Raw genomic sequence first — 24,279 nt, 5'->3', positions numbered from 1 at the left:
GGCGGTCACGCGGTGGTCCGGTGGAAGGTGGGAAGGCCGCGGGGGGAGCGGGTCACCTCTCGGAGCTCCCCCGCGGTCCGTGAACCATCCTGGCCTCGGGGCGAGGACGTGCGGTGGACGCCACGCCGCCCCGCTCGTCCCGAATGGCAACCCTTGACGCAGACTTACCGAGCCTTGCCGGAAAAGCCGCGTTCAGGGTCGTGTGTGGTCCGGTGACCGGTTCTCGACGGGCCCCTTCGAGGTCGTCCACCCCATCCCTCTCACCCTTCGGCGTGCTCCAAGGCGGCGAGTGCGGTGACCGCCCCCAGTTCCCAGCAGGCCTCCCGGGCCTCGGCGTCGGGGCGCCCGGTCACCGTCACCGGGGGCCGGTGCCGTTCCCAGCCCATGCCCTTGGCGATGGACTCCACCGAACGCACCGCGCCGGAGGTGTCGTTGTCGCCGTGCACGTACAGGGAGAACGGCAAGCCCTGGCGATCGACCTGGACCGGGTAGTACACCGTGTCGAAGAAGTGCTTGAGCGCACCCGACATGTAACCGATGTTGGCGGGGGTGCCGAGGACCACCGCGTCGGCCGCCAACAGGTCGGTCGGCGTCGCCGCCAGTGCCGCCCTGACCTCGACCTCCACGCCTTCGACGTCGTCGTCGCGCGCCCCCTCCAGGACCGCGTCCAGGAGTTCGCGTGTGGCGGGTGAGACGGTGTGGTGAACGATGAGCAGTCGTGCCATGCGCCCACCTTCTCAGAACCGATCGGCGCGATAGGGCATCCCACCCCTCACCGAGACGACCACGATCGGGGCACCTCGCGGTCAGCGTTGACCTCGACCCTCGGCATGTCGGTATCGTCGGAGCGTGCCCAAAGCTCTTGGAACCGGCACAAGTCGGATGGCGTCTCAGCCAACGGCACAACTTCAGTCTTCAGAAAGCCAGGCCCCGCCATGAGTCAGCCTCCTCCCTACGGACCTCCGCCCCCCGGCGGGCAACCGCCTATGGGGCCGCCTCCCGGAGGGATGCCTCCCGGAGGTCCGCCCCCGCCGGGCGGTATGCCCCCCGGCGGTATGCCCCCTGGTGGGCCCTATGGCCAACCGCCGATGGGTCCTCCTCCCGGTGGCCACTACGGGCAACCGCGGCCGAAGAAGACCTCCCCCTGGCTGTGGATCAGCCTGGGTTGCGGTGGCCTCTTCGTGATCGGTGTGGTCCTGGTCGTCCTGTTGGTCTTCGTCTTCGGTGACGAGCCCGAGGACGAGGGCGGATCCACCACCACCGGCGGCGGTGGATCCGAGGGCACCGGCGAGGACGAGAACGGCGGTTCCGCGGGAGCGGACACCGACTCCGGTCTGGGCAACGAGCCGCGCTCCAACCCCGACATGCCGGGGATCGGCGAGACCGTGGAGCACGACGGTCTGCGCTTCACCATCACCCAGATCGACTCGGGTCTCCCCGAGGCCGGCAGCCACACCCCGGTCGGCGAGTACGTCGCGGTCTGGATCGAGATCGAACCGGCCGGTTCGGCCGCCGACGACTTCTGGCGCGACGAGCAGCACCTCTACACCTACGACGGTCAAGAGATCGAAGAGGACTACGAGGCGACCTGGGACTACACCGAGGACAGCATGCTCATCGAACTGGAGCCCGGTGAGAGCTACGAGACCGTGATCGTGTTCGACGTGGACGACCCCTCGCAGATCTCCCACATGGGTCTGAGCGCCGAGACCCTCGGTGGCAACGAGGTCGAGGTCGACGTCACCGGCTGACGTGTGACATCGACGCCGACGTCGTGCGGGCGGGGCCGCCGGATCTGATCCGGCGGCCCCGACGCATGTGCGGATACATGAAATTCCACCCGGATGAGCGCTCGGGCTTGTCCGATCCTCCGACCGAATAACGCCACAGGAAGGTTATATATCCTCATACGACACAAATGCGAATTCGGTTAACACACTCTTATCCGGTCACGCGGGATGTCGGATATTGACCGGTCATTCGTCTCTTATCTAGGGTGCGGTCTCTACAGCGCAGGTCGCATGCTCGACCAGGAGCGAGGGAACCATGCCGCACAACGTCCGGGCAGCACTCGTACAGACCGAGTGGACCGGAGACACCGCATCCATGCTGGACGCCCACGAGCGGTACGCGCGGGAGGCCGCCGCGCAGGGCGCCGGGATCATCGGGTTCCAGGAGGTGTTCAACGCACCCTACTTCTGCCAGGTCCAGGAAGCCGAACACCACCGTTGGGCCGAGCCCGTACCCGACGGCCCCACCGTCACACGATTCCAGGCGCTCGCCGCGGAACTGAACATGGTGATGGTGCTTCCGGTCTTCGAGATCGAGAAACCCGGTTTCTACTACAACACCGCCGCCGTCATCGACGCCGACGGCACTTATCTCGGAAAGTACCGCAAGCACCACATTCCGCAGGTCAAAGGATTCTGGGAGAAGTACTACTTCCGTCCTGGAAACCTCGGATGGCCGGTGTTCGACACCGCCGTCGGCCGCGTCGGCGTCTACATCTGCTACGACCGCCACTTCCCCGAGGGCTGGCGTGCCCTGGGCCTGGCCGGCGCACAACTGGTCTACAACCCGTCCGCGACCAGCCGCGGCCTGTCCGCCCACCTGTGGAAGCTCGAACAGCCCGCCGCCGCCGTGGCCAACGAATACTTCGTCGCCGCCATCAACCGGGTCGGCCGGGAGGAGTACGGCGACAACGACTTCTACGGCACCAGCTACTTCGTCGACCCGCGCGGACAGTTCGTGGGCGAGGTCGCCTCCGACACCAAGGCCGAGCTGGTCGTCCGCGACCTCGATCTCGACATGGTCGACGAGGTCCGTCAGCAGTGGGCGTTCTACCGGGATCGCAGGCCCGACGCCTACGGCCCGCTGACGGAGGGATGAGACCATGACCCGGACCCTCATCAGCGGCGGCCTCGTCGTCACCTCGGCGGAGGAGGTCGAAGCCGACGTCCTCGTCGAGGACGGGAAGGTGGCCGCCCTCGCCCTGCGCGGCAGTGACGCCGCCCGCACCTGGGCCGAAGGCGACGCCGAGGTCATCGACGCCACCGGCCACTACGTCATCCCCGGCGGCGTCGACGGCCACACCCACATGGAGATGCCGTTCGGCGGTACGTACTCCTCGGACACCTTCGAGACCGGCACCCGCGCGGCGGCGTGGGGCGGCACCACCACCATCGTCGACTTCGCCATCCAGCGGCCGGGCGAGTCCGTGCGCGCCGGGGTGGACTCCTGGATGGCCAAGGCCGACGGCCGGTGCGCGATCGACTACGCGTTCCACGCCATCCTGTCCGACGTCAACGAATCCTCGTTGAAGGAGATGGACGCCCTCGTCGACGAGGGCGTCACCTCGTTCAAGCTGTTCATGGCCTACCCGGGCGTGTTCTACAGCGACGACGGTCAGATCCTGAGGGCGATGCAGCGCGGCGCCGCCAACGGCGCGCTCACGATGATGCACGCCGAGAACGGCATCGCCATCGACGTCCTCGTCGAGCAGGCCCTGGCCCAGGGGCGGACGGACCCGCGCCACCACGGGGAGGTCCGCAAGGCCCTGCTGGAGTCGGAGGCCACCCACCGCGCCATCCAGCTCGCCCGGGTCGCGGGCGCTCCCCTGTACGTGGTGCACGTGTCGGCGGGAGAGGCCGTGGCCGAACTGTCCCGGGCCCGGGACATGGGGCTCAACGTCTTCGGTGAGACGTGTCCGCAGTACCTGTTCCTGACGGTGGACGAACTCGCCGGACCCGGGTTCGAGGGCGCCAAGTACGTGTGCTCGACGCCGCTGCGGCCCGAGGAGCACCAGGCCCACCTGTGGCGGGCACTGCGCACCAACGACCTGTCCGTGGTCTCCACCGACCACTGCCCGTTCTGTTTCAGCGGACAGAAGGACCTGGGCGTGGGCGACTTCTCCAAGATCCCCAACGGCATGCCCGGGGTGGAACACCGAATGGACCTGCTGCACCAGGCCGTGGTGGAGGGGCACATCGGTCGCCGACGGTGGATCGAACTGGCCTGCGCCACCCCGGCCCGGATGTTCGGTCTATATCCGAGGAAGGGCACCATCGCCCCGGGCGCCGACGCCGACCTTGTCGTGTACGACCCGAACGCCGAGCGGACCCTGTCGGCGGAGACCCACCACATGAACGTGGACTACTCCGCGTACGAGGGGAAACGGGTGACGGGCGAGGCCCGCACCGTGCTCTCCCGGGGCCGCGTGATCGTGGACCGGGGTTCCTACCTGGGTTCGGCCGGCGACGGCTCGTACGTGCCCAGGTCCACCTGTCAGTACCTGATCTGAAGGGGCCGCATGGACATCGGACTGGTCCTCCAGACGGATCCGCCCGCCGACCTCCTGGTGGAGCGGATGGTGCGCGCCGAGGAGAAGGGGTTCACGCACGGGTGGACCTTCGACTCCGTGGTGCTGTGGCAGGAACCCTTCGTCATCCACAGCCGCGTCCTGGAGCGGACCGAGCGCCTGGTCGTGGGCCCCATGGTCACCAACCCCGCCACCCGCGCGTGGGAGGTGACCGCGTCGGTGTTCGCCACCCTGAACGACATGTACGGGAACCGGACGATCTGCGGGATCGGCCGCGGCGACTCGGCGATGCGGGTGGCCGGGCGCAGGCCCGCGACCCTGGAACGACTCTCACGGGCGATGACCGCGATCAAGGACCTCGCCGAAGGACGCGAGGCCGACGTGGAGGGGGCGACCCTGCGCATCCCGTGGGTGCGCGACGGTTCCCTGCCCATGTGGATGGGCGCGTACGGACCCAAGGCCCTGGACCTGGTGGGTCGGCGGGCCGACGGGTTCATCCTGCAACTCGCCGACCCCTACCTGACCGAGTGGATGGTCAAGGCGGTGCGGTCGGCCGCCGCCGACGCCGGGCGCGACCCGGACGAGGTGAAGGTGTGCGTGGCCGCGCCCGCCTACGTCACCGACGGATCCGTCGAAGGGCGGGCCCACGCCAGGGAGCAGTGCCGCTGGTTCGGCGGCATGGTGGGCAACCATGTCGCCGACCTGGTCTCCCGGTACGGGGACCGGTCGGACATGGTGCCCCGTGAGCTGACCGACTACGTCAAGGCCCGCCAGGGCTACGACTACAGCCACCACGGCCGGGCCGACAACCCGGACACCGAGTTCGTTCCGGACTCCATCGTCGACCGGTTCTGCCTGATCGGGACGGTCGACGAACACCTGGAGAAGCTGGAGCGGCTGCGCGCCGCGGGTGTGGACCAGTTCGCGATCTACGCGATGCACGACGACGTCGACGGTGTGATCGACACCTACGGGAGCAGGATCGTCCCGGCGATGTCCTGAGCGGACACGGCCACGTCCGTGACCCGCCCCGGCCGGACCCCGAGACCGGGGTCCGGCCCCGACCGCCCGCGCACGGGAACGTCGCCGCGACCCCGGCGACGTGTGAGGATGGTCGACGGCCTGAAAGCGCGTCCTATCCGGCCCTCCCCCCGGCCCCGCGCGCGATCCCGCCGTCGTGCGTCCCCGTCAGCACCACCGAGAAGGTGTCCCGTGTCCCAAGCCCCACCACAACCCGAGTCGACCACACAGGTCACCCATCCCGACGGCCGTGTCTCCCTGCCGGAGGGCACCACCCTTCCGGTCGGCCCCCTCGTCAACGACGACCTCCAGCCCGTACCCATGTCCAGGCGGAACTGGGGCACCGGCAGCTTCTCCGCCCTGTGGGTGAGCATGTCGGTGAGCATCCCCGCCTGGACGCTGGCCAGTGGATTGATCGCCGCCGGCCTGGACTGGCGTCAGGCGATGCTCGCGGTGGTCCTGGGCAACCTCATCGTGTTGTTGCCGATGGTCCTGACCGGGCACGCGGGGGCCAAGTACGGCATCCCGTTCCCGGTGTTCGCGCGCTCCTCCTTCGGGGTGCGCGGCGCGAACCTGCCCGCGCTGCTGCGTGGGGCGGTGGCGTGCGGTTGGTTCGGCATCCAGACCTGGATCGGCGGGCAGGGCGTGTACGTCCTGACCGGTCGGCTGTTCGGTGCCCCATGGATGGAGGCCGCGGAGTTCGGCGGGTACCCGTGGACGCTGTGGCTGTCCTTCGGGGTGTTCTGGCTGGCCCAGGTCGCCATCGTCCTGTGGGGCATGGAGGGTGTGCGCAGGGTCCAGCTGTGGGCCGCGCCCCTGATGATCCTCGGCGGCGTCGCATTGCTGGGGTGGATGGCCTCCCAGGCGGGCGGTCTCGGCCCGATGCTGTCCGTGGACCGGCCCCTGGACTGGAGCCCGTCCTTCTGGGCGCTGTTCTTCCCGTCCCTGATGGGTGTGATCGGCTACTGGGCGACGTTGACCCTCAACATCAGTGACTTCACCCGGTTCGCCTCCACCCAACGGGCGCAGGTGATGGGTCAGTCCCTGGGTCTGCCCACGACCATGACGCTGTTCTCGCTGATCGCGGTCATGGTGACCGCGGGCACCGCCGCGGTGTACGACGAGCCGATCTGGAACCCGATCGACGTCGTGGACAAGATGGACTCCGGCCTCGGTCTGCTGTTCGCGATCTTCGTGGTGCTGCTGGCCACGGTGTCCACCAACGTGGCCGCCAACCTGGTGGGGCCCGCCTACGACCTGGCCAACCTCAAGCCGAACCTGATCAGCTTCCGCACCGGCGCGCTCATCACCTGTGTCCTCGGTGTCCTGATCTTCCCGTGGAAGCTCCTGGAGGACGAGAACACCTACATCTTCGTGTGGCTGGGCACCGTCGGGGGCATCCTCGGTGCCGTGGCGGGCATCCTGCTGGCCGACTACTGGTTGCTGCGCCGCACCAGGATCAACCTGCCCGCCCTGTTCGACCGGGACGGCGAGTACTGGTACTCGGGCGGCTGGAACTGGCGCGCGCTGCTCGCCTTCGGCGTCGGCGCGCTGCTGTCCGTTGCGGGCCCACTGGCCTCGTACGGCTGGGTGGTCGGCCTGATCGCCGCGTTCCTCCTGCACTGGGCGCTGGGCGCCCTCCTCCCGGACCGGCGGATGCTCGCCGCCGACCGGGCGGCGGCGGAGAGCGGCACGAGCTGATCCCTCGAAAACGGGTGCGGCGCGTCCCCGAATCGGGGACGCGCCGCTCACACCCAGGAGCCATGCGAATCGGGGCCGGTCAGGCCGCCGGACGGTGCCGTGCGAGGCCGCTGAGGTCCAGCGTCTCCAACGTCTCGTTCATGTTCTGGGTGACCCGGACGAACTCGCGGGTGGACAACCAGAGCTTGTAGATGATCAGCAGCTCGAAGGTGAGCATGAACACCGCGGAACCGATGATGGTGGCGACCATCCCGGTGACCGAGAACATCCCCACCAGCGGGGCGACGATGAACACGCCCATCTGGAACTCGATGCCGCTGAACAGGTGCGGACGGATCCGGTTGGCCCAGAGCATGTCGCGCACCCTGCGGTACCAGGGGAAACGCTTGTCGAAGCCCTTCTGCAGAGCGGTGCTCTGTAGGTGCTTGGCCTTGCGGTTGGGGGTGATGACCCCCTCTTCGTCCGTCTCGTCATCGTCGTCGGACGCCGAGGTGGGGGCCTGGACACGCTCGGCCCCGCCGATGGAGACGCTGCTCTCCTCGTCTCCCATACCGTCGTTGACGTTGTCATCGGTGCCGGCGAAGCCGCCGGCGGCCTGGCGGACCCGACCACTGTCCTGCTCGCCGGCGTGCTCCTCGACCTCTCGGATGGCCTGGGCGATGTGGCGGCGCATGGCCGAGCGGACCTTCGCCATCTGCGGCGAGTTCAGGTAGCGGAACATGTCGGTGAAGACGATGGCCAGCAGGACCCACAGGAAGACGGGGTTGCCGGTGATCGCGAACTGGCCGCCCATGAGGGCGATACCGCAGAGCAGTACGCGGATGCGGTCGAAGACGTAGTCCAGCCAGCTACCGAACACCGAGCCGTTGCCCTTCAGGCGGGCGATCTTGCCGTCCATACAGTCGAGGACGAAGCTCAGGTGGAACAGCAGGGCACCGGTCAGGAGCCAGTACCAGTCCGCGAGGAAGAAGCACGCCGCGGAGAGCAGGCCCAGGATCAGGGCCGCCACGGTGAGCTGGTTCGGGGTGATGTTGGTGCGGTTCGCCGTGGCCTTGACCAGCCGGGAGGCGAGCGGGTCGACTAGCCAGACCGTCCACCACGAGTCGCGCGGTTTGTAGGTCTGGTCTCGCACGTCTGCGAGGGTGAAGGAGGGCATTTCCCTGAACTCCGATGGATAGCGAACGGTGCAGGTCAGGGGGATGTTCGCCGGGGGTAGGGGCGCGTGGTTTCCGTGCCTCGCACGAAGAATCGCCCATCGGGGGCGGTCCATCACATTCGAGGCCACCGATAGGTGACGCCCGCGTGAACCGCGGGGTTGTCAAAAGTGACAGATAGATCAAAACGTAATGAATAAGACCTGAACAACACACGACCTCGAAGCACCCCGCAAGCCCTCGCCGGGGATGGTCGTCCTGGGCCGCACCCGGACCGACGGGCCCGAGAATGTGACCCGGGGCACTCGTTTACGCAGATCAGGGCTACGCGTTCACACAGATTCCATCTCGACTCGACAACGGGACGGCCTGTACACCCAAGTCACTCCCGACGGTTACCGATACTGGTTCGGCAGGGCTCCCTCTCGGCGTCGCGAACCTCTCCTCGGACGCATCGAGCCGCCGCGTCCGGCCGGCCCCTGCCCCACTTTCTTCGAGCCCGAGGCTGACCTGTGTCCGTTCCCGCTCACCCGCGTGTCACCGATGTCGTCGAAACACCCGTGACCGCGCCCACGCGTCCACGTCATCGCGCCGACATCGAGGGCCTGCGCGCCGTCGCCGCCGTACTGATCGCCGTCTACCACATCTGGTTCGGCACGGTCTCCGGTGGCGTCGACGTGTTCCTGCTGCTCACCGGCTTCCTCATCACCGGGTCGCTGGTCCGGGCGATGGAGCGTGACGGCCGCATCGCCTTCGGCGCCTTCTGGACGAAGCTGGTCAAGCGCCTGTTCCCCGCCGGAGCGGTCGTCCTCGGCGCCGTGCTGGTGATGACCTACCTGTTCTTCCCGCGTTCGCAGTGGATGACGGTGATCGACGACGTCCGCGCCGCCGTCCTGTACTACGGGAACTGGCACCTGGCCACTGGTTCGGTCGACTACATGGCCGACAACTCCGCCGCGAGCGCGGCACAGCACTTCTGGTCGTTGGCGGTGCAGGGGCAGTTCTACCTGCTGTGGCCGGTGCTGATCACCATCGTCGGGTTCGTCGCCGTGCGGCTGGGTGCGCGCGTGCGCCACGTCGCATTCGCGGTCGTGGGCGTCGTGTTCGCGGTGTCCCTGGCGTACTCGCTGTGGATCACGGCGGCCGAGCCGGTCTGGGCGTACTTCGACACCGGTGCCCGCCTGTGGGAACTGGCGTTGGGCGGGATGCTCGCCCTGGTGGTGCACCGGGTGAACATGCCCGGCACGCTGCGGATGATCGCCGGGTGGCTGGGGTTGGCCGGTCTGGTGCTGTGCGGGTTGGTCATCGGCGACTCGATCCCCTACCCGGGCTACGCCTCCCTGTGGCCGACCATCGCCGCCCTGCTCATCATCGTGGCGGGTGCGGGCGAGGCCGCCAACGGTCGGTTCTCCGCCAACCGGCTGCTGGGGATGCGTCCCCTGACCTGGCTCGGTGGGCACGCCTACACGCTGTTCCTGTGGCACTGGCCGGTACTGATCGTCTACCTGGAGCTGACCGAGCGGGTCCGGCCATCCCTGACCGGTGGCCTCATGGTGCTGGCCTCCTCGTTCGCGGCCGCCCTGTTCACCACCCGGGTGATCGAGGGTGGCGTGAACCGGGTGACCAAGCGCTATCGCGCCCCGAGCTGGTCGCTGGCGGCCGGCGTCATCTTCATCATCCCGGTGTTGGCGGCGGGTTCTCTGTGGGCCCACTCCATCGACCAGGACCGACAGCTGCGTCTGGAACTGAGCTCCAACCCGCTCGCCTACCCGGGTGCGGCGGTCCACCTGAACCCGGAACTGGCCGCCGGGCTGCCAGACCTGCCGATCCACCCGGACACGACCACCGTCGCCCAAGAGACCATCGACCAGACCCGCGCCTGCAACGCGGTCGCGGAGGACACCCAGGTCGTCTCGTGCGAGTTCGGCGACCCGGACTCGGACTACACGATCGCCATGGTGGGAAGTTCGCACGTGCGGCACTGGTTCCAGGCGATGCGCACCCTCGCCGACCAGCACGGTTGGCGACTGGTGACGATGACCAAGAACGCTTGCCAGTTCAGTTCCGAGGAACAGGTGTACCGGGGTGAGGTCTATACCGAGTGCGCCACCTGGAACGCCGAAGTGATGACCGACCTCGCCGAACTGGCTCCCGACGCCGTGTTCACCCTGGCCTCGCTCACCGATCGCAAGGAGGGTGAACACGTACCCACCGGTTTCGTGGACCGTTGGCGTCTGCTCGAAGGGATGGGGGTCGACGTGATCGCGATGCGGGACACACCCCGGTTCGACTTCGCGGTGCCCGAGTGCACCGACCGCAACGACCGCGACAAGTGCTCTTCCCCCAAGGCCGAGTCCATGGCCGAGGTGCCACCTTTCAAGGACCTGCCGAACGTCCCGCACAACACCCGGTTCCTGGACCTGACCGACTACCTGTGCGAGGACGGGGTCTGTCACGGTGTGATCGGCAACCAGTTGGTCTTCTACGACACCGATCACCTGTCCTACGCGTTCTCCCGATCCCTGGCGGTGGTGATGGAGCCCCAGATCCTGGACGCGGTCGGGCAGTCGGTGCCCCAGAGCGAGCCGACTTTGGTCGATGCCGCCATGACCCTCCACGAAGGTGCCCACTCCTGACCCACTTCTGTTCTGCTGGTCAGCCGCAGACCCGTAGGTAAGTGCACACCACTTCTGCCAGAACCGCCAGATCCACGAGATCCACGAGATCCACGAGGTCCACGTTAGGAGCGGAAGTGGGGCGGGGGCGGAGGCGGGTTCGTGTGGGGGTGGGCTGGTGGGGCGCCTAAGGTCTCTGCTCTTGGGGTTGTTGGGCGGGGTGGGGGTGGGTTCTCCCTCCTTCCCCGCCGCGTGATTGTTGCCGCCCGCCCCGCACGCGTCAAGGCAACGTTGAGTCCTGTAGCGATCGGGCTGGTGGCCTTGACCCGCACGGCGCGGGCGGCGGTTTGGCGGCTATCGGGGAAGGGGGGAGAGTGGTTGAGGTCCCAACGGCCCTGTGGGCCTTCGGCCCACTCCGGCCGCAGCCGGCCGGATCCCTTCCCTTCCGCCTGGTTTTCTCGTGGGGCGCGTCGCCACTACGTGACCGGTGAGGTAACGAAGGGCCCGCTACAGGCCGGACACGGGGCGGGGCACGTCCCTGCGGTAGCCGGCTCTGGCAACAAGACCACACCGAGGCCCACAGCAGTCCCCGGTGCCGGCGGGCCGTTAGCGGTGATGGTCAGTGGTGGTGGGAGTAGCCCCGGCACTCTGTAGTGGCGGTGGGGATAGCCCCGACACCCTGTAGTGGGGTGGCAGTGGTGCCGGTAGCCGCAGTAGAGGCAGTGTCGGCAGGTGTGCCGCCCACACCCCCAACGGGAGCCACTCCGGGCCCAGGTGATGGCTCCGGGTAGGGGGTTCGCGGTGTTTCTGCCCCTGGGCATGCCGATATCCCCACAGGGCATAGGCCCTTGGGGTCTGACACCCACTTGGGGGTGTTCTCGTCGGGGGTGGTGTCCACCTGGCGGAAACGCGTGGTGGAAACGGATGGTGGTGGTTAGAGGACTGTGGCTGGAGCTGGTTCCCCCTCATCATCCCCGCTTTCCTTACCCGCTTCCTGTCGGTTCTGGGCGTGGTGGTGCTCCCAGATCTGCCGGTTCACCCTGGCCTGCAACCGGTGCTTGAGCCGATTGTGGGTGGAGCAGAGCACCTGCATGTTGGCCGCGCTGGTGGCCCCGCCGTGGGAGAAGGGGACGATGTGGTCGTACTGCGACCAGCTACGCGGCACATCACAGCCCTCGTGCCACTGGCAGGTGAACTCTTTGAACCCGGCCACCTGACGCACCGGATCCGGAGCACACCGCTTCTTTCGCCCCACATCCAACAAGGTGCGACCTTGCTCGTCGGTCAGAAACCGGCGCAACCAACTCTGCGGGACCAGCCGGGCCACCATCTGATCAGGCAACACCACCCCATCCTCAGTGGTGGCGGGCTCAGCGGTGCCGTCACCGAGGAAGCGTTTGAGGGGGACGGTGATGTTGATGGTCGCCAGAGGTTGGCGGCTCAGGCTGGAGCAACCCCGGTGGGTCAGGGCGGTCTCGAAGATGCGCATCATCGCGTCATAGGTGCGCTGGTGCTTCGGGACGGCGGCGTTATCGGGCCCGTACGGTTCGGTGTAGGCGTTCAGGGCGGCCTGGATGAGCTCGTTGTCGGCCCCCGGCCCCCACATCCGCAACAAAAACCCGGACTCGAACGTGGGCGAGAATTGCGCGCCCCGCTCCTCGAAAGACACCTCATAGTCCCGGTCGGCCTTATCCGGGTCCAGACGGGCGACGAACCATTTCGCCGCGTCCCGCAACTGGCGCACCGAGGCCTGCGGGCACTCGGCTTTGAAACCGATCAGCCCGAATTCCAACCGGGCCCGAAACCCCTCCGCGTCCGGGTGGGCGGCCCGGAAATCCTCATCACCCTTTTCCCACACCTGCGCCCAATCGGCCACAGCCTTTTCGGTGGAGGTCGCGATTGCGCACGCTTCACCCAGCGACAGGACCTCGCCCTGGAAGGCTTCTTCCACTAGGGGCAGCTGTTGTTTGTACAACGCCCGGGCGAGGGTGGCGAGATCGCGGGCCTCGGCCGGAGAGGTGCCCCACTGGTGGGTGATCCACGCCTGGATGCTGCGCTGGCCGCCCTCTTCCAACAGGGCACCGGTGGCCTCCATCCGGGCCAGGACGGGCAACATCCCATAGCGGATGCGATCTGTTTCCTGGTTGAGCCGGCCGAACTGGGCGAGCACATCGACTTCGCACCCGAACGGGATATCCCGGCCGGAGAATTCCACCGCGATCTCCCGCGCACCCGCCATCGCCTTATCGACCGGGGTGTTCCCGGTCGGGCGCGGCGTACTGGGAGGAAAGCTCATACTCTGATTATATGCCAACACCCTCAAGAATGGCAGGCCTACCCACCGGTTTATTAACCTAATTCCGAGGCCGGCATGCCTATCATGAAATGGCTCTTATTGTGGGTTATCCACAACCCCTTTTCCTCTATGGTCGGCGCCACCTCTTACAGAAGTGTCTCCTCAGGGTTTCGGTGGAGGGGCTCTGAAGAGAAACGATCTTGTCCGTAGCGCCAATTTGGGCGCCGAACATGGCGCTAGGAGCAAGATCATCGGGGTGAAGACCGGGGCCGGCCACCGCGGGGACGCGTCCCGCCCCGAGCTTGTCCTGTAGCGGGTCCTTCGTGACCGGGCCCGTCACGTAATGGCGACGCGCCCCACGAGAAAGCCAGGCGGAAGGGAAGGCATCCGGCCGGCCACGGCCGGAGTGGGCCGCAGGCCCACAGGGCCCTTGGAACCCCGACCACTCTCCCCCCTTCCCCGATAGCCGCCAAACCGCCGCCCGCACCGCACGGGTCAAGGCCACCCACCACAGCGGTACAGCACTCAACATCGCCTTGACGCGTGCGGTGCGGGCGGCAACAATCACGCGGCGGGGAAGGAGGGAGAACCCACCCCCACCCCGCCAGACCACCAGCAGGTCCTCTAGCCGAGGCGCCCCACCAACCACCCGAGCAACGCCCCGTAAACCGGAGAGCTCCCGCCCCCAGGCGCCCCACCGCCCACCACCAACCCCCGGGCAGCACGAAACCGGCGGAACCAGCGGCTCCCCCAAGATCAATGGGATCACGTAGGCGGAACAATCCACCACCCCGAACTCCCCGCCTGTGGATAACTCGCCCCCACCGCTCGGCATAGAAGCGTCACCGGGGGACCGGGCAGATCCGGTGGCCTTTCGGGGTCACAGCACTACAGGAAACAGCACTACAGGAAACCGCGGGTGGCGCGGGCGCACAGCTCGTAGAGGTGCGCCACCCAATCGTCATCCGAGGTCGGGTGGAAATGATTGTGCTCGCCCCATGAACGGTTCGGCTTGTGGAACCGGCACGCCCGCAGATCCTTCAGATCACCGAACAGGCCACTGCCCTCGAAGACCGTGTTCCCCTGGTCCCAGCCCACACCGAAGTCCGTGAGCACGAGGGAGGGCACCCGGGCCGCGATGGCCTCCAGCACCGGAAGGGAACCGAGGGCCGCCAACCCGCGGGCCCGTTCGAACTGCTCGTGCAACGGTCCCGACTCCACGACCAGGGCGCCCCCTGGGGCACGCCCGGCCGCCACCATGGACTCCCAGGTCTGCGTCAGTTCGGGGTGGCCCTCCTCGCCCACGTGCAGGACCACTTCGAGATCCGGACGGTCGGCGGCCAGTTCGGTCAACGCCGAGAGCAACGCCTCACACCCCAGGGTCCCCTCCGGCTGCCCCGGTCTCGCGGCGAACACGATCCGGTTCCGTGAACCCTGACTCTCCCGCACACCGAGTTCGGGGAACAGGCTCGCCAATCCGACCCGACCCTTGAGACCGAGCTGCTCCCCCAGTTTCGTGTACTCCTCGACCTCACGATGGCTGTGCGCGACCACCAGGTCCACCTTCGACCGATGCATCCACTCGCCCTCGGAGGCGGGAAGCGCGGGCACGGGCAGGGACGACGCCACCACCGGCCGATAGCGGCGCAGGAAGGAGCGGCTCGACCAGGACAACGCCTCGATGTGCGTACCCGAGCAGTTGAGCAGGACCGCGTCGGGGCGTCGGCGCCGGATGAGGCGGCGCACCTGACCCACGGTCAACAGCGGAATCCGTCGCCCCGCGTGACGGGTGCCTTCCAGGGCGGCCCTGATCTGAGCAGGTGAGGGTGTATCGGCCGAACGCAGCACGGCCAGACCAATGGCGCCCTCGGAGTCGGGAAGGTCGCCGAGCATCAAGGCCGAGAGACGTGCGCGCGGAGCGGAGTCGGCGATCGCCAGGACAGCGGGCGTACCGCCGGCGGCCCGACTCCAGGTGGGAACAAGGGACACGGGGTCGCTTCCTGGGAAGAGCTCGCTGGACCACCCCAGATTACACACGCATCGCCGGCCTCCGGACACCCCGTCGAAGGCCGAAAGTCCCGGAAACGACGAAGGCGGCCGCCTTCGAGGAAGGACGGCCGCCGGGGCTCGGAGAGGCTACTCGCCCTTCCACACGGGAGCGCGCTTCTCGGCGAAGGCCGCCGCACCCTCCATCGCGTCGTGACTGACGAACACCGGGCCCGCCAGTTCGTTCTGCTTGTCCCACATCTGGTCGGTGGACCAGTCGTCGGAGGCCTGGAAGATCTCCTTGGAGACCTTCAGGGCCAGCGGGCCGTTGGGCGTGATGCGGGCGGCGAGCGCCTTGGCGCCTTCGAGGGCACCGCCACTCTCGGTGACCTGGTTGACCAGTCCCAGCTGCGCCAGGCGCTCGGAGCCGACGAAGTCACCGGTCAGGGCGAACTCCATCGCGATGTTGCGCGGGATGCGGTGCTGCAGGCGCAGCAGACCACCGGCACCGGCGACCAGACCGCGCTTGACCTCGGGGATGCCGAACTTGGCGTCCTCGGCGGCCACCACCAGGTCACAAGCGAGCACCGCCTCGAAACCACCGGCGAGGGCGTAACCCTCGACCGCGGCGATCAGCGGCTTCTTCGGGCCGCGCTCGGCGAACCCGCCGAACCCGCGCCCCTCCACCACCGGGACCTCGCCCTTCATGAAGGCCTTGAGGTCCATGCCGGCGCAGAACGTGCCCCCGGCGCCGGTGATGATGGCGACCGAGATGTCCTTGCGGGCGTCGATGTCGTCGAGCGCCTCGGCGATCCGGGCGGCGACCGCGGCGTTGACGGCGTTCTTGGCCTTGGGCCGGTTGATGGTGATGACGGCGATGCCGTCCTCGGCGGTGTAGAGAACCTCGTCGGACACGTCGTCCTCCTACTTCGGGGGCATGCGGAGGGCGCCGTCGATCCGGACGACCTCACCGTTGACGTAGCTGACCTCCAGCAGGGTCCGGGCCAGCTTGCCGAACTCCGCGGCGGTGCCCAGACGCTTGGGGAAGGGGACCGGGGCGGCCAGCTTCTGCTTGAACTCCTCCGAACCGGGACCGTCACCGTAGATGGGCGTCTCCAGGATGCCGGGGGCGATGGTGTTCACGGTGACGCCGACGGCCGCGAGGTCGCGCGCGGCCGGGAGGGTCATGCCGATCACGCCGCCCTTGGACGAGGAGTAGGCGATCTGACCGATCTGGCCTTCGATACCGGCGAGGGAGGCGGTGTTGAGGATCGAGCCGCGCTCGCCGTCCTCGTTGATCGGCTCGGTCTTGGCGATCTCGGCCGCGGACAGGCGCAGCACGTTGAACGTACCGATCAGGTTGACCTGGATGACCTTCTGGTAGCTGTCCAGGTCGTGGGGGTTGCCGTTCCGGTCCACCGTGCGGGTGGCCCAGCCGATGCCGGCGCAGGACACCGCGACGCGGAAGGGCTTGCCGGTGTCGGCGGCGGCCTGGACGGCGGCCTTGACCTGGTCCTCCTGGGAGACGTCGGTGGAGACGAAGACGCCACCGATCTCCTTGGCGATCGCCTCGCCGCGCTCGGCGTTCAGGTCGGCGATGACGACGGTGGCACCGGCGGAGGCGAGTTCCTTGGCGGTGGCCTCACCCAGGCCACTCGCGCCGCCCGAAACGAGGGCGGAGATTCCGTTGAGATCCATGTGCCGAACTCTACCGAGGATGTGACCCACGCACTAGAACCGGGTTCGGTTAATCGTGAGTAATACCGGGACCGGCCGCGTCCCCCCGCAGACGGACATGAACGAAGAACCCACGAGTGTCGTCACGGAGCGCTACCTTCCCCTCATGCGAAGAACGGCGACACTAGAGTGGCCTCAGGAATCGACCCTGGAGGATTCGATGGCCGAGCCGCTCCCCGATTGGTTCCTCACCCCGCCCGGGGGTTGGACCGCCGACCACATGGACAACCTTCCGCCGGGGGTACCTCGGATGGAACTCATCGACGGAGCGCTCGTCTTGCTTTCCCCTCAGACCAAGTTCCACTCCCGAACCATGATGAACCTGGCGTACGAACTCCGGTCCATGGCTCCGGAAGACATCGACGTCCTAGCCGAGATGACCATGAAACTGGGTTCCCACCAGCGCCCTGAACCAGACCTCGTCGTCTACCGTGACAAGGATGAGGGTGATTGGCAGAAGGACACCCACATTCCCCCGGAAGACGTCCTCCTCGTGGTCGAGATCGTCTCCGCGGAGTCCCGGGAACGGGATCGCACCACCAAGCCGATGAAGTACGCGGCGGCGGGCATCCCGCACTTCTGGCGGGTCGAACCCGAGGACACCGGTCCCGCGATCCACGTGTACGAACTCGACGGGACCAGAGAGCCCCGGTACGTGCCGATCACCATCGCCAGGGAACGGCTCAAGCTCGACGTACCCTTCACCATCGACATCGACGTGAAGGCGCTGACCGGTCGCCGTTAGATCACCGCCGCTTGGGCGGGCCCCCCAGGCGACGTTGGCGCAGGCCCCGGCGGGCGCGGGGTAGAGCCTCCCTGGCCAGGTCGGCCGCTCCGATCACACCCGCCTCGTTGCCCAGGGCCGCCGCGACCACCCGGGCCTCGGGTCGATACCCGCGTCCGGTCAGCCCCTTGGCGAAGGCCCGCCGCGCCGGGTCGAGCAACAATCCACCGGTCTCCGACACTCCCCCGCCGATCACGAACAGCTCCGGGTCGAAGGCCGCCGCCAGATTGGCCAGCCCCACCCCGAGCCAGGTTCCGGTCTCCTCCATGAGCTCCCGGCAGGCTCGATCACCCTTACGCGCCAGTTCGCTGACCAACGACCCGGTGATCAGGCCCGGATCACCGCCCACCTCCTGGCGCAACGCCTCGGCCACCGGCGACTCGGCCACCACCAGTTCGCGCGCCTCCCGGGTGAGGGCGTTGCCGCTGGCGTACTGCTCCCAACAGCCCCGGTTTCCACACTCACAACGGTGCCCACCGGGCACCACCGTCATGTGTCCGAACTCACCGGCCAGACCGTAGCGTCCCCGGCGCAACCGACCCTCCGAGACGATCGCCCCGCCGATCCCGGTGCCCAGGTTCACGACCACCACTTCGTCGACGCCTAGGGCGGCGCCCGCGCGCACCTCGGCCCAGGCCGAGGCGTTGGCGTCGTTCTCCACCACCACGGGCAGGCCCAGGCGCACCGACAGGGTGTCCCTGAGCGGTTCCTCCCGCCATGACAGATGCGGGGCGAACAGGACCTTGGATCTTCGTTCGTCGACGAACCCCGCGGCGCCCACGCCCACGGCCCGCACGGTGTACTCCCGGCGCAGCTCCGAAACGACCGAGACGATCGTGTCCTCCACCACGGCGGGGTTCTTGCTGCGTTCGGGGGTCTGGGTGCGCAACCGCGCCAGTACCCGCCCGCCCGGTGTCACCACGGCCGCGGCGACCTTCGTGCCACCGATGTCCACACCGATCGTCAGCGAGTGCCCATAGCGCGCGTTCGTCGTCATGACCGTTTCACTCCACTGACCCTAGGCGGCCGCTCCTCGGACGGAGCCGCATCAACACGAACGAAAACGCGCACCCGGACCGCTCTGTGCCCGGATGCGCGCGAAAACCCGAAAAATCCCCGGAAGGGACGACTTGCAGTGTTCCTCTAGCCGAGGGCGGAACGCACCACTCCGGCGAGCCGCTCGGCGACCGCGGTGGCCTGTTCCTGTGCGGGTGCCTCCACCATCACGCGGACCTTCGGCTCGGTGCCGCTGGGACGGATCAGCACGCGGCCGGTCTCCCCCAGTTCGGTCTCGGCCTCGCGCACGGCGGCGGCCAGCTCCTCGGAGTCGGCCGCACGGTCCTTGTCCACGTCGGGCACGTTGATGAGCACCTGCGGGAGCCGGGTCATGACCTTGGACAGCTCGGCCAGGCCCTGCTTGTGGTGGGCCATGGCGGCCAGCAGGTGCAGACCGGTGAGGAGCCCGTCGCCGGTGGTGGCGTGATCCAGCAGGATCACGTGACCGGACTGTTCACCGCCCAGGCCGAACCCGCCGCGCTTCATCTCCTCCAGCACGTAGCGGTCACCCACCGCGGTCTCCACCACGTTGATGCCCTCGCGCCGCATGGCGAGTTTGAGTCCCAGGTTGGACATGACCGTCACCACGAGGGTGTCCTCGGTCAGTCGTCCGGCCTCCTTGGCCTCGGTGGCCAGGATCGCCAGGATCTGGTCTCCGTCGACCACGTCGCCGTCGGCGTCCACGGCCAGGCAACGGTCGGCGTCACCGTCATGGGCGATGCCGGCGTCGGCACCGTGCAGACGGACCGCCTCCTGGAGCGTGGCCAGGCTGGTGGAACCGCAGCCCTGGTTGATGTTGTGGCCGTCGGGGGCGTCACCGATGGCGATGACCTCGGCGCCCGCCCGACGCAACGCCTCGGGGGCGACCGCGCTGGAAGCGCCGTTGGCGCAGTCCACGACGACCTTCAGGCCCTCCAGTCCGTGTGGCAGGGAGTTCAGGACGTGCCGGGTGTACATCTCGGCGCCGTCGTGGGACTCGGTGACCCGGCCGACCTCCTCGCCCACGGCGGGGGTGGAGGGCACACCCATCATGCCCTCGATCTCCTCCTCCAGGGCGTCCGCGAGCTTCTGGCCGCCCTGGGCGAAGAACTTGATCCCGTTGTCCGGGGCCGCGTTGTGGCTCGCCGAGAGCATCACCCCGAAGTCGGCCTCCAAAGCACCGGTGAGGTAGGCGACCGCGGGGGTGGGCAGCACGCCCACCTTGACGACGTCCACGCCGGTGCTGGCCAGCCCGGCCACCACCGCGGCCTCCAGGAATTCACCGGAGGCCCGCGGGTCACGGCCCACTACGGCCAGCGGGCGCCGGTCGCCCTCGGCCCGGGTGAGGACGCGCGCCGCCGCGATGGACAGGTCCAGGGTGAGCGAGGCGGTCAGGTCACGCCCCGCGAGACCACGTACACCGTCAGTTCCGAACAGCCGTGCCACAGGCGTCAGCCCCTTTCGAAAGCGGCACCGGGCTTCCGGCACCTGTGAAGTTCAGCGTGGCGGAGAGCGCCACCGACGAAAAACAAAAGCCCGTACGCCGCCCCCTGTTGCGGAGACGACGTACGGGCGAAAGCTCAGCCGAGCGTGTGCCGGCGCATGAGCATTAGCGCTTGGAGAACTGCGGAGCCTTGCGCGCCTTCTTCAGACCGGCCTTCTTCCGCTCGACCTCGCGGTCGTCACGGGTGAGGAAACCGGCCTTCTTCAGGGTCGGGCGGTTGTTCTCCGGGTCCAGCGAGGCCAGGGCGCGGGCGATGCCGTGACGCAGGGCGCCGGCCTGTCCGCTGGGGCCGCCACCGTCCAGACGGGCGAAGACGTCGTAGGCGCCGTCGAACCCGAGGGAGGTGAAGGGGTCCTTGATGGTCTGCTGGTGGACCTTGTCCGGGAAGTAGGCCTCAAGCGGCTTACCGTTGATCTTCCACTCGCCGGCGCCCGGGGTGATCCGGACTCGGGCCACGGCCTTCTTGCGACGGCCGGTGCCGGCGCTCGGGCCGGACGCGGTGGGAACGTAAGCGGCGGTCTGCTCATCGGACTCGCTGGTGTACTCGGAGGGGAACTCCTCCGGGTTCTCGGCGAAATCCTGGGCGACGTCTTCGATGCCGGTGGGCTCGGCCACGGTTAACCTCGTGTTTCCTGTGAAAGTCTGCGAACGCCTACGCGGGCTGCTCGATCTTGGTCATTTCGAACGGGACCGGCTGCTGGGCCTGGTGCGGGTGCTCAGGACCGGCGTACACCTTGAGCTTCTTGGCCATCTGACGACCAAGGGTGCCGTTGGGCAGCATTCCCTTGATGGCCTTCTCGATGGCCCGCTCGGGGTTCTTCTCCAGCAGGTCGGCGTAGGCGACCGAACGCAGACCACCGGGGTAACCGGAGTGGCGGTAGGCGCGCTTCTGCTCGAGCTTGTTACCGGTGAGCGCGACCTTGTCGGCGTTCACGACGATGACGAAGTCGCCGGTGTCGATGTGGGGCGCGTAGTAGGGCTTGTGCTTTCCCCGAAGCAGCGTGGCGATCTGGCTCGCCATACGCCCGAGCACGAGATCGGTAGCGTCGACAACGTGCCACTGACGCTGGACATCGCTTGGTTTGGGGCTGTATGTACGCACGATCGTTCGCCTTCGCTCTTCATTCGGCTGCCCCATCCCGAACGGGATGGTGGACTCGTATTACGGAACACCCCAACGGGTGCGGGGCCGGAAACAGCCCTCATGTTGCGGGGCTGTTACGTTGGCCGGATGTCCCATGTCCAATCAGGACGACCCGGTCGTGAGTGCGCAGACGATGGTGCGTGGATCGGCACCCAACTTCGGGAGTTTTGGGGCCCACGGCAACTCAACGCACAACGACGAAATATCCTACCCGCCCACCCTAACGCAGGTCAAAGCAAGCGCCGGGTCGACCGGTGGGATCATCGTCTTGGCGGGAAAGCGCCGGGACGGGTTCACATCCGTGACCTCTCCGCCTTTTATTATGCCCGTTGTCGGGAGTGCTTCGTCCTGCCCCCGGCCGCGGGTTGGTTACCCTGGCTCCGAAAGGCCGGTCTCAGCCCGATATGACGGGCGACGACGTGTTCCTTGGAGACGCCCGTCACGGTCGCCGACCCCATACGGACGCCACAAGCGCGGGAAAACGGCGAACCGCGGACCAGTCCCACCCTCAGAGCATTCGGAGACTCCCATCAGTACGCATCCGAACCCGCCTCATCACGGTTCCGACGGACGCCCCCTCCCACCGGACGGCGAAGGCCAGGACCTGCTCGGAGGACCCCGATCCCCTTCTGAGGGACAGCCTTCCACATCGGGCCCCGGGCAACAGCACGGCACGCCGCCGGCGCAGGGGTTCCCGCCCCCGCCGCCGCAGCCCGGCGTCCCGACCGGGCCGCAGCATCCCCAGGGCCCGCAGGGCGGCCCCCAAAGACCGCCCGGGCCTCCGCCCGGCCCCGGCCCGCAGATGCCTCCGGGTCCTCCCCAGGGCCCGCCACCGAACATGCCCACCGGCGGCCAGCCCGGAATGGGACATATCACTCAGAGCGGACCTCCGCCCGGGCCGCGCGGCCCGGGCGGCCCGGGGCAACCCATGCCTCCAGGCGGCCCGGTCCCACCGCACGGCATGCCGCCCGGCCCACCGCCCCAAGGACCGCAGAGCGGCCCCCAGATGCCTCCCAGGCCTCCCCAGGGGCCCGGACCCCAGGGCGGCCCCCCAATGCCCCCTGGGCACCCTCAGGGCCCGCCACCGAACATGCCCACCGGCGGCCGTCCCGGAACGGGCCCGGGCCGACCGCCCATGTACCAGCAGGGCCCGCCGCCTCCCGGCGCGCTCCCTCCGGCTCCCCCCAAGGAGGAGCCGGTCTTCCCACCCGACGCCATGGGCGCCACCCAGAACATGAACGCGGTTCCCGGCCCGAGCGCCGGTGCCGCGGCCCGCCCGCTCTACCGCGACGAGGTGCCCGAGGACGCCGGCGCGGACACGGCCCAGTTCGACGTCCAGAACGCCTCCTACGACGACTACGACGATTACTACGACGACGGCTACGACGACCGCCGTCCCACCGGTTCCAACAAGCGCAACGTGCTGATGGGCGTCGGCTTCGCCGTCCTGCTGCTCGTGGTCGGCGGCGGCGTGTTCCTGTTCGCCAGCGGCGGCCTCGGCGGTGGTGGCGGCGACGCCGCCACCGTCGCCGACGAAGGCGGCGACCCGGGCAGCCTGGCCGCCGAGGCCCTCTTCCCCGAAGAGGTGGAGGTCGAGGGCCAGGGGACGTTCACCCGTGTGGCGGTCGACGACACCGAGGACTGCGCCAGTGGCACCCACGGCGAATACGGCGAGGTGCTCGGCTCCCAGGAGTGCCGCCAGCTGGTGCGCGCCTCCTACCTGAGCGAGGACCAGAACCACGCGGTCACCGTCGGTGTCGCCGCCATGCCCGGCGACACCGAGGCCGAGGAGGCCCTGTCCGCGCAGGACCTGGTCGGCGCCCAGTGGTTCGCCGGTCTGCCCGGCGAGGAGGGCAGCCCGGCCGAACGCCTGGGCTACTCCGGAGGCCACGGCAGCAGCGGCCAGTGGGGCCGTTACCTGCTCTTCTCCCTGTCGGCCAACAGCGACGGCAGCGGCGACGAGGAGACCGACGCCACCGAACTGCGCGACATCGGCGACGGCTTCATCGACGTCGCCTACGACAAGCTCGTCGAGGACCGTTCCTGATCTGAGGTGCTCGAACACGAGACGGCGCCACCCCGTTCGTCCACGGATCGTGGATCGAGGGTGGCGCCGTCTCACGTACTAGGGGTCTACCCCGTGTGCCCCTTGCAGGGCAGCTCACGGACGCGTCGGGTGAGGGTGGCGCGCTCGGCCAACTCCTCGTCGGCCGGGTAGCGCACCTCCTCCAGGCTCAGCCCCTGGGGACCGACCACGTGCACCGACGAATCGCGCACGGCGGCGCCCAGGATCCGTCCCGGCCACGCCACCCCCTGACGGCCGTCCCCGACCGCCAGGAGCGCGCCCACGAGCGCGCGGACCATGTTGTGGCAGAACGCGTCGGCCTGGATCGTGCCGGCCAGAACGTACTCCTCCTCGCGCACCCACGACAGCCTCAACAGCTCGCGGATCGTGGTGGCGCCCTCCCGCTTCTTGCAGAAGGCCGCGAAGTCGTGCTCCCCGACGAGCAGGGCCGCCGCCTCGTTCATCCGGTCCACGTCCAACGGGTGCCGGTGCCAGAGCACGTCCCGGCGGCGCAACGGCTCCACACCGTAGGGCGCGTCGCTCACCCGGTACACGTAGCGGCGGAACAGCGGCGAGAACCTGGCGTCGAACCCGGGCGGGGCCACACGCACGGCGTTGACCCGAACGTCCTTGGGCAGGACCCCGGCCAACCGGCGCAGCACACGCTCACCCTCGTTCTCCCAGGTCCCGCTCGGCACGTCGATCTGCGCTACCTGACCGCGGGCGTGCACCCCCGCGTCGGTGCGTCCCGCGCAGGTCACCGACGCCTCCGGGAGCCGCAGCACCTTGGCCAGCGCCGACTCCAGCTCACCCTGCACGGTCCGACGGGTCGGTTGGGTCGCCCAACCGGAGAAGTCCGTTCCGTCGTAGGCGATGTCCAGCCGCAGCCGGACGGTCTCGTTCTCGTCCATCCCCATCCG

At 68.3% G+C, this 24,279-nt stretch carries 19 protein-coding genes; 8 read left to right on the top strand and 11 right to left on the bottom strand.

What is annotated here, in order from left to right:
- Positions 1-260: 260 nt before the first annotated feature.
- Positions 261-725 carry a flavodoxin family protein gene (locus ACWGKS_RS18335; protein ID WP_358506715.1) on the bottom strand — a complete coding sequence of 155 codons (465 nt, stop codon included), beginning with the start codon at positions 723-725 and terminating at the stop codon, positions 261-263.
- Between the two features lie 363 nt (positions 726-1,088).
- Here ACWGKS_RS18335 and ACWGKS_RS18330 point away from each other — a divergent pair, with 363 nt between their 5' ends.
- The 5 genes from ACWGKS_RS18330 to ACWGKS_RS18310 all read left to right on the top strand — a co-directional run bounded on the left by ACWGKS_RS18330 (position 1,089) and on the right by ACWGKS_RS18310 (position 7,039).
- Positions 1,089-1,751, top strand: coding sequence for a DUF4352 domain-containing protein (locus ACWGKS_RS18330; RefSeq protein WP_358506718.1), 663 nt, complete (start codon positions 1,089-1,091; stop codon positions 1,749-1,751).
- Positions 1,752-2,046: 295 nt separating this feature from the next.
- On the top strand, positions 2,047-2,889 hold the full coding sequence (locus tag ACWGKS_RS18325; protein ID WP_358506721.1) for a nitrilase-related carbon-nitrogen hydrolase: 843 nt from the start codon (positions 2,047-2,049) through the stop codon (positions 2,887-2,889).
- Between the two features lie 4 nt (positions 2,890-2,893).
- Positions 2,894-4,300, top strand: coding sequence for a dihydropyrimidinase (gene hydA / locus ACWGKS_RS18320; protein ID WP_358506724.1), 1,407 nt, complete (start codon positions 2,894-2,896; stop codon positions 4,298-4,300).
- A gap of 9 nt (positions 4,301-4,309) precedes the next feature.
- The gene (locus ACWGKS_RS18315; RefSeq protein WP_358506727.1) at positions 4,310-5,320 is read left to right on the top strand and encodes a TIGR03842 family LLM class F420-dependent oxidoreductase; all 1,011 of its coding nucleotides are present in this window, start codon (positions 4,310-4,312) and stop codon (positions 5,318-5,320) included.
- A 210-nt stretch (positions 5,321-5,530) separates the two neighbouring features.
- On the top strand, positions 5,531-7,039 hold the full coding sequence (locus ACWGKS_RS18310) for an NCS1 family nucleobase:cation symporter-1 (protein WP_358506730.1): 1,509 nt from the start codon (positions 5,531-5,533) through the stop codon (positions 7,037-7,039).
- Between the two features lie 79 nt (positions 7,040-7,118).
- Here ACWGKS_RS18310 and ACWGKS_RS18305 read toward each other — a convergent pair whose 3' ends face one another.
- Positions 7,119-8,195 carry a CDP-alcohol phosphatidyltransferase family protein gene (locus tag ACWGKS_RS18305; protein ID WP_452456349.1) on the bottom strand — a complete coding sequence of 359 codons (1,077 nt, stop codon included), beginning with the start codon at positions 8,193-8,195 and terminating at the stop codon, positions 7,119-7,121.
- A gap of 558 nt (positions 8,196-8,753) precedes the next feature.
- Here ACWGKS_RS18305 and ACWGKS_RS18300 point away from each other — a divergent pair.
- Positions 8,754-10,829, top strand: a complete 2,076-nt coding sequence (locus tag ACWGKS_RS18300; RefSeq protein WP_452523280.1) for an acyltransferase family protein — start codon at positions 8,754-8,756, stop codon at positions 10,827-10,829.
- A 913-nt stretch (positions 10,830-11,742) separates the two neighbouring features.
- On the opposite strand, the gene ACWGKS_RS18295 is transcribed toward ACWGKS_RS18300, so the two are convergent.
- From ACWGKS_RS18295 to ACWGKS_RS18280, 4 genes are all read right to left on the bottom strand, one after another.
- Positions 11,743-13,104, bottom strand: coding sequence for an HNH endonuclease signature motif containing protein (locus ACWGKS_RS18295; RefSeq protein ID WP_358506738.1), 1,362 nt, complete (start codon positions 13,102-13,104; stop codon positions 11,743-11,745).
- Positions 13,105-14,007: 903 nt separating this feature from the next.
- Positions 14,008-15,093, bottom strand: a complete 1,086-nt coding sequence (locus tag ACWGKS_RS18290; RefSeq protein WP_358506741.1) for a DUF6716 putative glycosyltransferase — start codon at positions 15,091-15,093, stop codon at positions 14,008-14,010.
- A gap of 147 nt (positions 15,094-15,240) precedes the next feature.
- Positions 15,241-16,005, bottom strand: coding sequence for a crotonase/enoyl-CoA hydratase family protein (locus tag ACWGKS_RS18285; protein WP_358506744.1), 765 nt, complete (start codon positions 16,003-16,005; stop codon positions 15,241-15,243).
- Positions 16,006-16,014: 9 nt separating this feature from the next.
- Positions 16,015-16,788, bottom strand: a complete 774-nt coding sequence (locus ACWGKS_RS18280) for an SDR family NAD(P)-dependent oxidoreductase (protein WP_358506747.1) — start codon at positions 16,786-16,788, stop codon at positions 16,015-16,017.
- A 199-nt stretch (positions 16,789-16,987) separates the two neighbouring features.
- On the opposite strand from ACWGKS_RS18280, the gene ACWGKS_RS18275 reads away from it, so the two are divergent.
- Positions 16,988-17,572, top strand: a complete 585-nt coding sequence (locus tag ACWGKS_RS18275; protein WP_358506750.1) for a Uma2 family endonuclease — start codon at positions 16,988-16,990, stop codon at positions 17,570-17,572.
- Between the two features lies 1 nt (position 17,573).
- Here ACWGKS_RS18275 and ACWGKS_RS18270 read toward each other — a convergent pair whose 3' ends face one another.
- The 4 genes from ACWGKS_RS18270 to rplM all read right to left on the bottom strand — a co-directional run bounded on the left by ACWGKS_RS18270 (position 17,574) and on the right by rplM (position 21,252).
- Positions 17,574-18,608: an ROK family glucokinase gene (locus ACWGKS_RS18270; RefSeq protein ID WP_358506753.1), complete on the bottom strand. Its 1,035-nt coding sequence runs from the start codon at positions 18,606-18,608 to the stop codon at positions 17,574-17,576.
- A gap of 146 nt (positions 18,609-18,754) precedes the next feature.
- A complete protein-coding gene (gene glmM / locus ACWGKS_RS18265) occupies positions 18,755-20,092 on the bottom strand; it encodes a phosphoglucosamine mutase (RefSeq protein WP_358506756.1) in 1,338 nt (445 codons plus the stop codon).
- A 163-nt stretch (positions 20,093-20,255) separates the two neighbouring features.
- On the bottom strand, positions 20,256-20,765 hold the full coding sequence (gene rpsI, locus ACWGKS_RS18260; protein WP_067597871.1) for a 30S ribosomal protein S9: 510 nt from the start codon (positions 20,763-20,765) through the stop codon (positions 20,256-20,258).
- A 37-nt stretch (positions 20,766-20,802) separates the two neighbouring features.
- Positions 20,803-21,252 carry a 50S ribosomal protein L13 gene (rplM, locus tag ACWGKS_RS18255; RefSeq protein ID WP_067597868.1) on the bottom strand — a complete coding sequence of 150 codons (450 nt, stop codon included), beginning with the start codon at positions 21,250-21,252 and terminating at the stop codon, positions 20,803-20,805.
- A gap of 1,132 nt (positions 21,253-22,384) precedes the next feature.
- On the opposite strand from rplM, the gene ACWGKS_RS18250 reads away from it, so the two are divergent.
- Positions 22,385-23,341: a hypothetical protein gene (locus ACWGKS_RS18250; RefSeq protein WP_452456351.1), complete on the top strand. Its 957-nt coding sequence runs from the start codon at positions 22,385-22,387 to the stop codon at positions 23,339-23,341.
- An 86-nt stretch (positions 23,342-23,427) separates the two neighbouring features.
- On the opposite strand, the gene truA is transcribed toward ACWGKS_RS18250, so the two are convergent.
- Positions 23,428-24,270 (bottom strand): tRNA pseudouridine(38-40) synthase TruA, encoded by an 843-nt coding sequence (truA, locus tag ACWGKS_RS18245; protein ID WP_358506758.1) that lies wholly within the window; start codon positions 24,268-24,270, stop codon positions 23,428-23,430.
- Positions 24,271-24,279 lie beyond the last annotated feature (9 nt).

This window comes from Nocardiopsis sp. NPDC055879, from assembly GCF_053615935.1.
Note: the sequence above shows the minus strand (reverse complement) of the source record. Positions and strands in the feature narration are given on the sequence as shown.

Coding starts and splice junctions, on each gene's coding strand:
- ACWGKS_RS18335 (WP_358506715.1), bottom strand. CDS start 725: ATGGCACGACTGCTCATCGTTCACCACACCGTCTCACCCGCCACACGC.
- ACWGKS_RS18330 (WP_358506718.1), top strand. CDS start 1,089: ATGGGTCCTCCTCCCGGTGGCCACTACGGGCAACCGCGGCCGAAGAAG.
- ACWGKS_RS18325 (WP_358506721.1), top strand. CDS start 2,047: ATGCCGCACAACGTCCGGGCAGCACTCGTACAGACCGAGTGGACCGGA.
- hydA (WP_358506724.1), top strand. CDS start 2,894: ATGACCCGGACCCTCATCAGCGGCGGCCTCGTCGTCACCTCGGCGGAG.
- ACWGKS_RS18315 (WP_358506727.1), top strand. CDS start 4,310: ATGGACATCGGACTGGTCCTCCAGACGGATCCGCCCGCCGACCTCCTG.
- ACWGKS_RS18305 (WP_452456349.1), bottom strand. CDS start 8,195: ATGCCCTCCTTCACCCTCGCAGACGTGCGAGACCAGACCTACAAACCG.
- ACWGKS_RS18295 (WP_358506738.1), bottom strand. CDS start 13,104: ATGAGCTTTCCTCCCAGTACGCCGCGCCCGACCGGGAACACCCCGGTC.
- ACWGKS_RS18280 (WP_358506747.1), bottom strand. CDS start 16,788: ATGGATCTCAACGGAATCTCCGCCCTCGTTTCGGGCGGCGCGAGTGGC.
- ACWGKS_RS18275 (WP_358506750.1), top strand. CDS start 16,988: ATGGCCGAGCCGCTCCCCGATTGGTTCCTCACCCCGCCCGGGGGTTGG.
- ACWGKS_RS18270 (WP_358506753.1), bottom strand. CDS start 18,608: ATGACGACGAACGCGCGCTATGGGCACTCGCTGACGATCGGTGTGGAC.
- ACWGKS_RS18250 (WP_452456351.1), top strand. CDS start 22,385: ATGCCCACCGGCGGCCGTCCCGGAACGGGCCCGGGCCGACCGCCCATG.
- truA (WP_358506758.1), bottom strand. CDS start 24,270: ATGGACGAGAACGAGACCGTCCGGCTGCGGCTGGACATCGCCTACGAC.